14 protein-coding genes are annotated in these 12,404 nt (G+C 38.5%); 3 read left to right on the top strand and 11 right to left on the bottom strand.

Translation table 11 applies throughout. From position 1 onward, the window contains the following. Positions 1-144: 144 nt before the first annotated feature. Positions 145-846: a hypothetical protein gene (locus MKX97_RS11075; RefSeq protein WP_342535970.1), complete on the top strand. Its 702-nt coding sequence runs from the start codon at positions 145-147 to the stop codon at positions 844-846. A 198-nt stretch (positions 847-1,044) separates the two neighbouring features. On the opposite strand, the gene MKX97_RS11080 is transcribed toward MKX97_RS11075, so the two are convergent. From MKX97_RS11080 to qoxA, 8 genes are all read right to left on the bottom strand, one after another. Beyond that, positions 1,045-1,362, bottom strand: coding sequence for a hypothetical protein (locus MKX97_RS11080; protein WP_221837106.1), 318 nt, complete (start codon positions 1,360-1,362; stop codon positions 1,045-1,047). Positions 1,363-1,392: 30 nt separating this feature from the next. Continuing rightward, on the bottom strand, positions 1,393-2,805 hold the full coding sequence (locus tag MKX97_RS11085; protein WP_342535971.1) for a hypothetical protein: 1,413 nt from the start codon (positions 2,803-2,805) through the stop codon (positions 1,393-1,395). Positions 2,806-3,433: 628 nt separating this feature from the next. Further along, a complete protein-coding gene (locus MKX97_RS11090; RefSeq protein WP_221837110.1) occupies positions 3,434-3,802 on the bottom strand; it encodes a hypothetical protein in 369 nt (122 codons plus the stop codon). Positions 3,803-3,882: 80 nt separating this feature from the next. Then, positions 3,883-4,698 (bottom strand): hypothetical protein, encoded by an 816-nt coding sequence (locus MKX97_RS11095; RefSeq protein ID WP_342535972.1) that lies wholly within the window; start codon positions 4,696-4,698, stop codon positions 3,883-3,885. A 99-nt stretch (positions 4,699-4,797) separates the two neighbouring features. After that, positions 4,798-5,088 carry a cytochrome aa3 quinol oxidase subunit IV gene (gene qoxD, locus MKX97_RS11100; RefSeq protein WP_221837115.1) on the bottom strand — a complete coding sequence of 97 codons (291 nt, stop codon included), beginning with the start codon at positions 5,086-5,088 and terminating at the stop codon, positions 4,798-4,800. Position 5,089: 1 nt separating this feature from the next. After that, positions 5,090-5,686 (bottom strand): cytochrome aa3 quinol oxidase subunit III, encoded by a 597-nt coding sequence (gene qoxC, locus MKX97_RS11105; RefSeq protein ID WP_342535973.1) that lies wholly within the window; start codon positions 5,684-5,686, stop codon positions 5,090-5,092. Continuing rightward, the gene (qoxB, locus tag MKX97_RS11110) at positions 5,683-7,629 is read right to left on the bottom strand and encodes a cytochrome aa3 quinol oxidase subunit I (protein WP_342535974.1); all 1,947 of its coding nucleotides are present in this window, start codon (positions 7,627-7,629) and stop codon (positions 5,683-5,685) included. The genes qoxC and qoxB overlap by 4 nt, the downstream gene beginning before the upstream one ends. Before the next feature lie 33 nt (positions 7,630-7,662). Then, positions 7,663-8,580, bottom strand: coding sequence for a cytochrome aa3 quinol oxidase subunit II (qoxA, locus tag MKX97_RS11115; RefSeq protein ID WP_342535975.1), 918 nt, complete (start codon positions 8,578-8,580; stop codon positions 7,663-7,665). 545 nt (positions 8,581-9,125) lie between these two features. Here qoxA and MKX97_RS11120 point away from each other — a divergent pair. After that, complete coding sequence (locus MKX97_RS11120; RefSeq protein ID WP_078816972.1) at positions 9,126-9,515, top strand: hypothetical protein; 390 nt, start codon at positions 9,126-9,128, stop codon at positions 9,513-9,515. Between the two features lie 47 nt (positions 9,516-9,562). On the opposite strand, the gene MKX97_RS11125 is transcribed toward MKX97_RS11120, so the two are convergent. Together MKX97_RS11125 and MKX97_RS11130 are read right to left on the bottom strand one after the other, a co-directional pair. Next, positions 9,563-9,784 carry a small, acid-soluble spore protein tlp gene (locus tag MKX97_RS11125; protein WP_078816973.1) on the bottom strand — a complete coding sequence of 74 codons (222 nt, stop codon included), beginning with the start codon at positions 9,782-9,784 and terminating at the stop codon, positions 9,563-9,565. A 148-nt stretch (positions 9,785-9,932) separates the two neighbouring features. Next, the gene (locus MKX97_RS11130) at positions 9,933-10,850 is read right to left on the bottom strand and encodes an SDR family oxidoreductase (RefSeq protein WP_078816974.1); all 918 of its coding nucleotides are present in this window, start codon (positions 10,848-10,850) and stop codon (positions 9,933-9,935) included. A gap of 126 nt (positions 10,851-10,976) precedes the next feature. Between MKX97_RS11130 and MKX97_RS11135 the strand changes: the two genes are divergently transcribed. Next, complete coding sequence (locus MKX97_RS11135) at positions 10,977-11,147, top strand: hypothetical protein (RefSeq protein WP_340759103.1); 171 nt, start codon at positions 10,977-10,979, stop codon at positions 11,145-11,147. 277 nt (positions 11,148-11,424) lie between these two features. Here the strand turns inward: MKX97_RS11135 and MKX97_RS11140 are convergent, their stop codons facing one another. Then, complete coding sequence (locus MKX97_RS11140) at positions 11,425-12,306, bottom strand: AraC family transcriptional regulator (RefSeq protein ID WP_009497775.1); 882 nt, start codon at positions 12,304-12,306, stop codon at positions 11,425-11,427. Between the last annotated feature and the right edge of the window lie 98 nt (positions 12,307-12,404).

The raw sequence follows: 12,404 nt of genomic DNA on the forward strand, positions 1-12,404 counted from the left end.
CTAAATAACTGGATAGTCCACTGGATTTTCGTATTTTTCTTAATAAGCCCTTTCAAATAGGAGATAGACATCCAAACGCTATAATCCTTCTTACATATAGTATTAGTGTAAGGCCTTACAAAAGATATTTTAGGAGGAAATTAAATGACAAAAGAGAATGAAAGTAAGGGAATGGATTTACAGTCTTTATATGAACAGACAGGTGCGTTTCCACCAAAACTGCAAAATTCACTTGGCTCAATAATTGGCTTCGATCCTTTTACCTTAATTTGTGCTCATCAAGATCGTTTTATTTGTGTAGACACCTTTGAAAAGAGGTATCCAGTTGTTGATTTTACCGGTGCACAGAATTGTCGTGGAGTTGTTTCTCCAATCGATCCAGACAACTGTGAGGTAATTCTAACATGTGCCAATGAAGCACCGAGAGAAGATTGTTCAGCAGTTGATGTTACGATTGGTTATCAGGTAATTGCACCTAATCCAAACGATACAACCTGTGCACTAGTAATCAATGATACACACAGTTTTTACTGCTCTCGCTTCTTTAGTGTATCAACAGATCCTGGTATTGGACGCCGTGTATATGCTAGTGACGCCCTTAAAATCGTAGATGGATCTTGTGTTCAAGTTTATCTAAATTGTTCTGTTTCAGCTGATGGAACAGAACTTATTGTGAGAGGTTTTATTATCGACAAACTCTGGAAAAAAGAAAACTTATTAATTGCCGCACCCGCATTTAGATTAAACAATACGGTTACGGTTGAGGATGAATTTGATCAAGCACCTGGTCCATGCCCAACAAATGGAGCTGGCAACGGCATTGAAGATCTCGATTTAAACGAATAATATAGTATTGATTGACAAAGGCTGCTACTTCACAACTGAAGTAGCAGCCCTTTATTTAAACAATATGATTCCCCAATCTCTATTTTTATTTCTGTATGCTGGATGGATAGACACTAGGAAGGTCACCATATGATGGGAAGTGTTTTTAATGTCCTTGTTAAATAAAGTCCCACTAAAACATCAAGGACTTTAAATCTATCATCCCTTTGCTTCCAAATACTGAATGATTATATCCATTTTCTTATCTAAAGAAGTTAAATTATTTCTTATCTCGTTTAGTATCCCAATATTCTTTCTAGACTCATTGGATTCATTTTTTTCAAATCTACCATCTTTGCTTAGGGCCGATCTTTTAATGGCCTCTAGTTCCTGCTTGTTAACTTCTTTCACTTCATACGTAGTGTTGTTATCAACAACGTTTATCTCCACCTGATCCAGGATCCCATTTAAATGTTCTATTTCCGGGATTAGTTTCTTCAATTCATTCTTCAATAGATCTTTACCACTTTCCGTCACACTTATCACCCTTTCTTAACACCTGATTTTTTAAAAATCATCAATTCTTGGGTATTTACTAAATTGTTTATATAAGTAATATTTCTGTAGTGATCCTTTATTTTGTTCCCTTTTGCCAAACACCTTCTTTCTTCTCAAAGAAGCTTTTCTATTCTCTTCAGCTCTCTGACATTCATTTTTCTGAGAACTTAATTTTTCTGCCTCATTCCCCTCCCTTTCCGATCCTTCAGTTTGATTTTTAAGTTCACATTCTAGTTGTTGATAATTAACTTCTTTAAGTGGGCATTCCTCCAATTTAATTAGTCGAACGTTCTTTTTATTTATGTGTCGAAGCAAATTCGAATTTCCCTTTTTCAATTCAGGTTCAGATTTGGGTTTTGGTTTATGCAATTGCACATTTCCAGTGTTTATTTTTTTTGCAACACTTTTATTATCTGTTGGTAGTCTTTTAATTCCTTCTAATGCTTGCTCATCTGAATATGTTCTAATTTGTCTTAAAGCTCTTTCTGTGATTCCTTTTTTATTTTCCAATCGACGTATATCATCTGTTTGCTTATTTACTTGTTCTAGCACTTGTTCATTCGTTTGCTTTTGCGCTATTATTTCCTCCTCTAACTTCCTTTCGATTTGTTCGCTTCTAAGTGCATATTGTTGGAGTTGTTCCATTATTTCATCGGTTGATTTCCGAATGAAAATCATGTTATCAATCCACTCTTGAGCGGGTAACTGTTTATTTATAAATTGTTGTTCTAATTTCCGGTTTTCCGTTACTAAATCCAATAGCTTTTGCTCTGTCTTTTCATGCTTTCCATACAATTCTTTTAGTTCATCAAACTGCCCTTTCAATTCAACAGAGCGAAAATGATCTATTTGTATTAAAGTTTTTTCCGAGATTTCCTCTTGGATTTCTAATCTTTTTATAACATCGGTTTGATTTTTTGAGTGTTCCAAGACTTTTTCATACATTTGCTTTTGCGTCGTAATTTGTTCATCTACTTTCTCTTCTATTTGTTCACTTGTTAGGGCATATTGTATGAGTTGCAGTATTATTTCATCATTTGATTTCTGAATGGAATCCATTTGATCTATCCACTTTTCTTCTGATAACTGTTTATGATTAAATCGTTGTCGTAACTTCCGGTTTCCAGCTTCTAAATCTAGTAACTTTTGTACCACATGTTTGTTTTTCCTATCATGATATTCTTTAAATTCATTAAACAGATGATTAATTTCATCCCATTGCTCATTTTGCCTAAATTTTTGTTGTTTGCTTATCGTTTCCAGATCACGAATTGATCGGTAAAATGAATCATTTATCTTTTGTTGTTCCTTCAAGATCTCGGATAAGGGATCACTCCTAAAAAAGTTCTGATTTATACCTTTTATTTTTTCTTGATTTTTATAAATGCTTTTGTGCTTGTCGTTGTTGATAAATAAGCTCATCTTTCATAAGCACTCCCCTTTTTTCTTATTTACTTTATTAGCTTATGCTACAGGCTAAAGGCGCGCGACAATTCTTAAGCCTGCTAAATACAACACATTGAAAATAGACTGGGAAAAATAAATATATTGTGTTAGACCACTGTTTATAGGCGCGAACAAAAAATTGCATTCAAATACGTCTCTAAACAAAAGGCAAGTATGATTTCAATCGTAGATTTAAAGTATATGAATATAAAGTGTAGGAGCGCCAAAAGCATATGTTTTAGAAAAGCTTTCAGAAGAAAAAACAAGGAATATATAGGATAATTGTAAGATCGATATAGCTTCAATATCTGGACTTCCGAAGGCTGATTTGCATTTCACTAATTTCTTCGTAAGAGGAAACGAAAAGACAGAAAATGAATTAGAGTTCATGTTTATGGAGGCAAACTTGAGAAAGTATACCGCCATAACTAGGAGTTGATCGTAAGAGTACATAATTCTCCACTCAAAAAGGGTGCAGTCATCAAAAAATGATGACCGCACCCTTTTACATTATTAATTAGGCTCGTTTTGTCTCAGCCTCAATGGAAACTTTTATTTTTCCGTAGTAATAAGTAAAATAACTTCTCATACTATAGAATCTAAATCATCTTCCCTTCCAAACCGCCAACAAACCTAAAACCCCACCTACCACAACAGATAGCGCAGTAAGCTTTTTCACATCCAGTGTAGATTGAAACTTCACCTGATCCGGTGTGATGATGTATACCCCCACCGGTTTTACTTTAAAAGAGCCTCCACCACCTTCTCCACCGTTTCCGTCCCCACCGCCACCAACTGCATACTTGATTTTTGCTACAGGAACCACTTTTTGCAAGCCCAGTTCAATAGGTTCTCCATAGACTAAGGATACATCTCTTTGATTAGCAAACTTCTTGAAAATGGTCTTAACAGGTGTTTCAATATACTCTTTTTGCAAGGCATTCGTGTTTACTTGTTCAGCTCCACTACTCATGGTCATTCCTCCCTTATCCTACTCTTTCGCTCTGCATCTAAATTTCCCTTTTATCTATATGATGCAATCTCTCTAGACAGTCATTCAAAACTCACAATTGTCTCCAATAAATTCTGCGCTGACGATACCTCAGTAACTTCAGCGACCACTCTTCCTTTCGCCCAAAAAGCATAATGACTGTCTCCTGTAGCATCCAAGCGAATTGCACCATACATTTTTGGTATCGGCAATGTATGTTCTTCCAAATACTTAACACTTTGTTTAGCTAAATCAACTCCTTGTTCAGGCTGCTGAATCGAAGTATGCGTAGCCAACGCCCATCTGCCTTCATTCCAACTCGTCCATAAATTGCCGACACCTGCATCTTGATAGCCTGTGATTTCAAATCCCAGGTCTACTTTCTGACCCCCTACTTTAGAATAGTCTTCAAATCCAATGGTCTCATCAGCTTCTTTTTCAGATGAATAGATTTTAACTTTGAGATTTGCTATTTTTTTGATATCTGGACGTTCTTCTTTTAGTATTTCATTATTAATAGGAATCAGTTCTTTGGTTGAATAAAAGTCGATGAAATATTCGTTCTGTCGGGATTCTGTTTTCGCCGTAAGATGCTGTCCTTTTTCCAGAGGCAGATGATTTGGCAATATTTTCTCCACATTGGTTTGCAATTCATCTGCAATTGCGCTCAGCACTTCTTGTTGCGTCAAAGGTTCCGCTTTTCTATCTTCTATTTTATCGCCAGTCGTTTTATCATCAGGTTTTGTCATCGCTTCTCCCTGATCTGCTGGAGATTCTGCATCAATTTGAGGCTCTTTGACTGATTCAGGATCCGCAGAACATGCACTCAATACTACTAGCAGCAAAATCAATAGGCTACCATAAACTCGCTTTTTCATTCGCTTTACTCCTTTCAATTAATCTACTATATCATTTCCCTCTTACAACATGCGGTAAGCATAAAAAAGACATCATGCATTCGCATGATGCCCTTTCTTTCATATCATCTGATAGCCCCACATCATCGCAAATAATGTGCCGAAGATGGTGACCAGCCCTACAAATAATGCGTAGCCAATATTGGTCAACAGTGCAGTTTTGTTTTCATTCTCTCCGACATGCATGAAAAGAAACAACTGTAAGCATGCTTGAATGATAGCTGTCACTCCCAATATGGTCATACCCATGCCAAACGATAGATCAAACTTAATGACGACGAGTGCGATAAGTGAAAGGAGCAATGAAGAAACAAAACCGATCACATGTGGTACCGGAAACAGTTCTTTCAACTTACATCATCCCTTTCATATAGACAAAACTGAAAATAAAGATCCAGACAACGTCTAGGAAGTGCCAATACAAGGAGAAAATAAAGGATTTATTTGCCGTCTCCGGTGTCAAACCACGTTTTTTCACTTGCAACAAAATCGCACCACCCCACAGCAAGCCGAATGTCACGTGAGCTCCATGGGTTCCAAGCAATGTAAAGAGCGCGGAAAGGAATGCACTCGTTTGCATTGTAGCAGCTTCATGTACATACGTGAAAAACTCCATAATTTCCACGCCCAAGAATCCGAGGCCCAGAAATAACGTAATACCAAAGAAGGTCATCATCGCTTTTTTATTGCCTAATCTCATGGCGTGAATGCCAAGACCGATGGTGAAACTGCTCGACAGCAATACAATTGTTTCGATCATCACAGGCGTGAGTTCAAAAATATGACTGCCGCCCGGTCCATTCCCTATATTATTTTGCAATGTAAAATAGACAGCAAAAAGAGTTGAGAACAATACGATTTCCGCGCCAAGAAACACCCAAAATCCAAGTATTTTCAGCTTATTTTCCTCTGTACTATATTCCAATGGCAACGAGTGATCTATTTTCATTTTTTCTCACCTCTCAATGCATTTTCTGTCCGTTCAATTTCTTCGACAGTAACATAATGTCCATGATCTTGTTCAAATGTTCGATATGCCATCGTACCTAAGATAAACATCCCGGCAATAATCGCAGGAAGCCACCAGCTGAAGACCATGAAGAATCCGAAGAAGAAAAATGCCACGCCCATGATGAACGGCTGACCGTTGTTGTTCGGCATATGAATCGGTTCATAATCCCCTTCTTCAATCAACGATTTGCCTTCTTTTTTCGCAAACCAGAAAGCATCCAATTTATCGACAACCGGTGTCTTCGCAAAGTTATACTCTGGAACAGGACTTGGTGTACTCCACTCCAATGAGCGCGCATCCCAAGGGTCTCCCGTTACTTCACGCGGCTGATAACGTGTACTCCAATAAATATTGTAGACTAGCAGGATGAAACCGATCGTCAAGCCCATAGCGCCAACCATGGAGAGCATATTTAACGGGCCGTATCCTGTGCTTTCAGAATAGGTATACATTCTACGCGTCATACCATTCAATCCCAGGATAAAGAGTGGGAAGAATGTAATGTTGAATGAAATCGCGATAAACCAGAACGCCCATTTCCCCAGTCTTTCATTCAATTTAAAACCGAACACTTTCGGGAACCAATAATGGAAGCCGGCGATGACGCCAAATACAGTACCCGGAATCAATACGTAGTGGAAGTGCGCAACCAAGAACATTGTATTGTGATATTGATAGTCGGCACTCGCCATCGCTAACATGACGCCTGTTACCCCTCCGATTGTAAAAATCGGAATGAACGCGAGTGCATAGAGCATCGGGGTCGTAAAACTTATTTTCCCTCGCCGCAAAGTAAAGAGCCAGTTAAATATTTTCACACCAGTCGGTACTGAAATGGCCATTGTTGTAATGGAGAAAACACTGTTGACCATGACACCATGCCCCATTGTATAGAAATGGTGGACCCATACTAGGAATGACAGCAAGGAAATGACGACCATACTATAGACCATTGATTTATAGCCATACAAGTTTTTTCGGGCAAACGTAGCAATGATCTCGCTGTAAATACCGAATGCCGGCAAGATAACAATGTATACTTCCGGATGACCCCATACCCAGAACAAGTTCGCCCAGAGCATGTCCATTCCGCCATTTTGCATCGCAAAGAACTGCGTGCCGAATTGGCGGTCGAGCATCATTAACGCAAGTGCTACTGTCAATACAGGGAAAGCGAAAATAATAATGACACTTGTTATCAAAATGGACCATGTAAACATCGGCATTTTCATTAATTTCATACCAGGTGCCCGCATTTTAAGTATCGTCACGAGGAAATTGATCCCCGTCATAAGCGTCCCGATTCCTGCAATCTGCAATGCAAGGGAGTAGTAGTTATTTCCGACAGTCGGGCTGAACTCCAAACTGGCAAGCGGGAAATATGCAGACCAACCTGCATCAGGCGATCCTCCGATGACAAAGGAAATATTCAACAGCATCGCTCCGAAGAAAAAGAGCCAGAAGCTGACTGCGTTTAAACGCGGGAATGCTACGTCCCGTGCTCCAATTTGAAGCGGAACGACCACATTCATTAAACCAATAATGAAAGGCATTGCCATGAAGAGAATCATGATAATCCCGTGAGTTGTGAAAATTTCATTGTAATGCTGTCCGTCAAGCAAACCATTATTTGGTACAGCCGTTTGCGCTCTCATTAAAAGTGCATCGACTCCTCCGCGGAACAACATGAGTAAAGCGGCAATAATATACATGACACCAATCTTTTTATGGTCAACCGTGGTCAGCCATTCACGCCAAAGATATCCCCACTTTTTAAAATATGTAAGACCAGCCGGAATCGCGATGGAGACAAGCACAATACTGACCATCGCCGCGTAAATCATCGGTTCACCGGTGACAAAAAATTCATCCCATTTCATAGATGTAAACTCCTTTCGAGGTTTGGGTTGAAACTAGTTATTCTGATGTTCACCGTGTATAGTTGAATCATTTTCATGCATCGTTCCCATGTCCATGTCCGCATTTTTCTCGTGTTGATGGCCTGCATGCTCACCTTCAGGGGCCGGACTGAATCCTAAATGCGTAGACCTATAAGTTTTACGGCCCAAAATACCAGGCTCAAGCAAGTGATTGAACTCTGCTTCTGTTAACATAGGCGCTGTTTCTTTCACATCCTGCACCCATTCGTCATACTGTTTTGCAGTCAGGACTTGTGCTTCAAACTCCATATGTGCAAAGTCTTTCCCGCTAAAGTTGGAGTTTTTTCCCATATACGATCCTGGCGTATCAGCAGCCAAATGAATCGTCGTCACCATATCACTCATTGCATATTTTTGGCCTGCCAACTGAGGAATCCAAAAGCTTGTGATCGGACCGTATGAATAAAGTTTGAATTCAATCGGACGATCTTTGGGAATATTAACGTAATTCACGGTTTCAATGCCTTCTTCAGGATAACTGAAATGCCATTTCCAGTTGGATGAAGAGGCATAGACAATGAGTGGTTTTTCATTTGCATATGCTTTTGGTGTATTTTCCACGTCTACCGTAGAGCGTACAGTGACGACAGATAAAATCACTACTATGATGATCGGAATGGAGATCCACGTTATTTCCAACCATTTGCTTCCTTCTTCATGCGGCGGCTCATAATCAGCAGCCAATTTAGACGATCGATACTTCACTAACATAAAAGCAAAGAGAACATACACAACGAATAAAATTCCCGCCATCATTAGGATAGAAAAGAGAATTGTATCCGATATCGTTTGAGCCTGTGGACCTTTTGGGTCAAATATAAGCAACGGGTTATCACAACCGGATAAAATCATGAGTAGAAAACTCGAAATTAATAACCACTTTTTCTTCAATGGGGCTCCCCTCTTCCTTCTGTATTTAAAGCGCTCATATTCCATTAACTATATTTAAATATCAATAAAAGCTAATATTTATTACATTTAAAGTAAAATAGCACTTTTGTGAAATCTATATTATGCCTTTCATAAATGAAAAACAATAGATAACAATCGTTGTCACAAAAGGTTATTATATATATTTTTATATATTTGCAACTCATTAAAATGTTAGAAGTTAATACAAATTAAAGGAAAATTGGATTGTGAAATTATTATGAAAAACTATATATTATAAACCGTTTCACTTGACTATTTTACATAAAAAGTATTTTCCACTGCGAAAATGCAATACAAAAACCTCATGGAAAAGAGCCAATTACCTTGTAATTGGCTCTTTTCCATGAGGGGGAACCCTGTACCTATTCTCAACCTATCTTGCATATAATAGAACAAACTTAACAGAAATGACGAAAAATCAACATGTTTATTATAAAGAATAGTTAGGAAGTGAATGGTAGCACATATCTAAATTCTCCAAGATTGAAAGGAGGTGAATAAACATGGGAGCGAAATGGATTAAAGCGGCTGTTATTTATTTTTTAATCGGAGTAGGTTTTGGACTTTATATGCACGCGACAATCGAACTTCAGTGGGGGGCAACACACGCACATATAAATGTTGTTGGGTGGTTGACGACTGCTGCAATCGGTATTATTTATTCAGTATATCCGAAAGCCGGAAACAGTGCGTTAGGAAAAGCACAATTTTGGCTCTATAACATCGGATTGCCGATCTTATTGCTAGGTATGTTGATCATCCAGCCAGCTATCGGTGCCCCATTGATGCTCATACAAATTTGTGTTTGGGGCGGAGGTATCGCTTTAGCTTTCTCTATTCTTCTATTTATCGTAAATGTGTATAAAAATGTAGAGGCGCCGGCGAGAGTATAAACAAAGATAACTGGGCAACATAGAGTAAGTTCGTTGCCCAGTTATCTTTAAATATATCCATTAATTCGCGATTTGTCTTCTTCATGTATTTCACTCTTTAAATCTTTAATGCTTTCTTCCCTACGGTCATTTTTTTCTTTGATTTTGGCACGTTCTTCACCTTCTGCGAAGTGCATTGCTTCCTTCGCTGCTTCCATATTGCTGATCGTTTTGTTCAATCTTTCCTTGTTATCAGCTGGATCATTCGGCTTGGGAAAGTTTTTATCCATTTTCCATCCTCCTTCCTTCGCTTTTCCTTCCAAATTAGCTTTCCCATATTTCTTAATATTATTTACACCGTTTTAGTCTAAGAATACAAAGAACTTTTTGAAACATTGTGCCATAATTGCCAAAAATAACTTCACGCTTATAAAATCTTCAAGCGAACACTTGACCACCGTTTACATGCAATACTTGCCCGGTTACGAAGCGAGAATCATCAGAGGCAAGGTAAACAAAAGTCGGTGCTACTTCAAATGGCTGCCCTTGCCGATCCATCGGGTTACCCGCCAAAACTACTTGGTCTGCTGAAAAGCTTGCAGGAATCAATGGAGTCCAAATTTTACCTGGTGCAATAGCGTTGACACGGATTCCTTTGCTGACCAAATTTCTAGCCAATGCCCGTGTCAAACCCACAATTGCCGCTTTTGTTGCTGTATAATCCATTAATTGCTCATTGCCTTCAAAAGCAACAACGGAAGCTGTATTAATAATGGAACTACCCTTTTTTAAATAGTTCATTGCGGCGCGTGTAGTATAAAAATGGGAATAAACATTTAGTTTAAACGTCTCATCAAATTGGTCATCGCTAATATCTACAATGCTCAATTGCTGGAACTGAATGCCGACATGGTTACAAAGGATATGAAGTGAACCGAATGTATTGACCGTTTTTTCGACGATCTCCACACATTGCTTTTTATGGCGCAGATCACCGGGCAACAGAAGGCAGCGCTGGCCAAGTTCTTCAATTCTGTCTTTAGTCCGTTTGGCATCCTCATGCTCATCTAGATAGGCAATGGCTACGTCGGCTCCCTCCTTTGCAAAAGCAATGGCAGTCGCAGCTCCTATACCGCTGTCACCTCCTGTAATAAGTGCTGTTTTTCCTTTCAACTTGCCACTTCCCAAATAATTTGGGTTTTCGATGATAGGCCGCGGCACCATTAATGCTTCCCTTCCCGGCTGATGGTATTGTCTTTGCTCAGGTACCGTCAGTGCCACTTCTTCATAACGGGTTATTTTCCCGTAATTCGGATAAAGAGGATAGTCTTCGCTCCCTGAATGATCATGTGTCAATTCTTTCTCCTCCTGACTTCATGCTAATCAGGCTACTTTATGTTTAAAAACAGTTTGTTATACTTCACATACTTGAAACTAGAAGAATATAGTGTATTGTAAAGTAAAATTTAGGAGGCACACTTTATGGAATCTTACTTTTCTCCTTATGTGCATTACTTGCTGCTCCCGTACTCTGAGCAGACATCTGTTTTAATCTATGGAAATCAGTTTTTGCAAGTGGAAGTTCCTCAAATCGGTCCCAGACCGCCCTTTTATTCTCATCCAGTCTATGATTCATATTTGCCAGTCATTTGAGAGATTAAAGAGCCCCCTGCCAACTGGTTGAGAAATAATAAACTATTTATGGAATTAATTAAGCCCACCTAATAACAAGGTGAGCTAAAATACTACATATCGATAAGAAGCCAATTTACCACAATCTATCCATCGCACACTTTAAAAAATCGAATTAAACATATCTCTAATTATAGGAAAAAGGAGATTGCCTGCAGCAAATTTCATAGCCATAATGCTTGCGATAATCAGAACAAAAATCATTATACTGATAAATTGTTTTTTAGTAGACATCTGATCATTCCTCAAACGACAAGTTCATTGGTTCATTTAGAAGTTCAAATGTAATATCCAGGTTGGTAGTCGCCACCCGGTGGTCTACCTCTTCAAAACGTAATTCATCAATCCATACTTGCCCTTTACCTGACAAAAGAACTCCAAAAGAAATAGTTGATCCGTTTTCAGGGACATCCAAGACTATAGAATAATAATTCCATTCGGTATCTCCCTTAATTTGTCGATTGCTCATATTATCAAATTGCAAAACGTCACCCAGTGTATTGTCGACTCTCATCCAAAAACCACAAAATCCTTCGACGCTCGATGCCTTTAAAAATCCTGAGAACTTCATTCTTTTCCCAAGGTATTTTTCGGCTTTAAATTGTTGCATCATTGTAGCAAATTCATCAGTAGACTGCACAAGTACAGATTGTAAAAAACCTGAAGACTTCCCTTTATGCACTGTTTCTTGATCAATACCCATCTGGTAAAGATTCGGATTACTTCCGCTTAAGATCCATCCTTTTACAGCATGTTCTTCATTCACAGTTGTTTCCTCCTTTTGCTTAGTTAAATTACCCATTAGTTTCCGATAGTGGCCTGGGGGCAAATGATAATACTTTTTGAAAGCTCGTGAAAATGCTTCTTGTGATTCAAAACCATAATTCATCGCAATATCAATGATTTTTGCATTGGTATAGATAAGCACCTGAGCAGACTCGGTAATTCTCCTGTATCTCACATACTCCGTAACAGAGACGCCGGTTTCATTCTGAAATATACGGTGAAAATGAAACTTAGAAAAACCAGCATTTGCTGATACGTCTTCAAGAGACAATTCCTCATTCAAATTTTTTTCAATAAAGTTAATGGTGCTTTGAATAACGGGACTATAGCTCATCTCCTCACCTCTCTAACGTTAATATACCAGAAGTATTTACGGTCTTTTTGACTTTAATTGCTTTCATTTAGCTCGTAGATGGAATTTTAAAAACCCCT

The sequence above is a fragment of the Sporosarcina sp. FSL K6-3508 genome, assembly GCF_038615825.1.
Lineage (GTDB): Bacteria > Bacillota > Bacilli > Bacillales_A > Planococcaceae > Sporosarcina > Sporosarcina newyorkensis.

Excerpts from the sequence above, each read along its gene's own strand:
- qoxB (WP_342535974.1), bottom strand. The coding sequence starts at position 7,629 with ATGAAATGGGATGAATTTTTTGTCACCGGTGAACCGATGATTTACGCG.
- MKX97_RS11095 (WP_342535972.1), bottom strand. The coding sequence starts at position 4,698 with ATGAAAAAGCGAGTTTATGGTAGCCTATTGATTTTGCTGCTAGTAGTA.
- MKX97_RS11125 (WP_078816973.1), bottom strand. The coding sequence starts at position 9,784 with ATGGATAAAAACTTTCCCAAGCCGAATGATCCAGCTGATAACAAGGAA.
- MKX97_RS11135 (WP_340759103.1), top strand. The coding sequence starts at position 10,977 with ATGGAATCTTACTTTTCTCCTTATGTGCATTACTTGCTGCTCCCGTAC.
- MKX97_RS11140 (WP_009497775.1), bottom strand. The coding sequence starts at position 12,306 with ATGAGCTATAGTCCCGTTATTCAAAGCACCATTAACTTTATTGAAAAA.
- MKX97_RS11090 (WP_221837110.1), bottom strand. The coding sequence starts at position 3,802 with ATGAGTAGTGGAGCTGAACAAGTAAACACGAATGCCTTGCAAAAAGAG.
- qoxC (WP_342535973.1), bottom strand. The coding sequence starts at position 5,686 with ATGAAAATAGATCACTCGTTGCCATTGGAATATAGTACAGAGGAAAAT.
- MKX97_RS11075 (WP_342535970.1), top strand. The coding sequence starts at position 145 with ATGACAAAAGAGAATGAAAGTAAGGGAATGGATTTACAGTCTTTATAT.
- MKX97_RS11085 (WP_342535971.1), bottom strand. The coding sequence starts at position 2,805 with ATGAGCTTATTTATCAACAACGACAAGCACAAAAGCATTTATAAAAAT.
- MKX97_RS11120 (WP_078816972.1), top strand. The coding sequence starts at position 9,126 with ATGGGAGCGAAATGGATTAAAGCGGCTGTTATTTATTTTTTAATCGGA.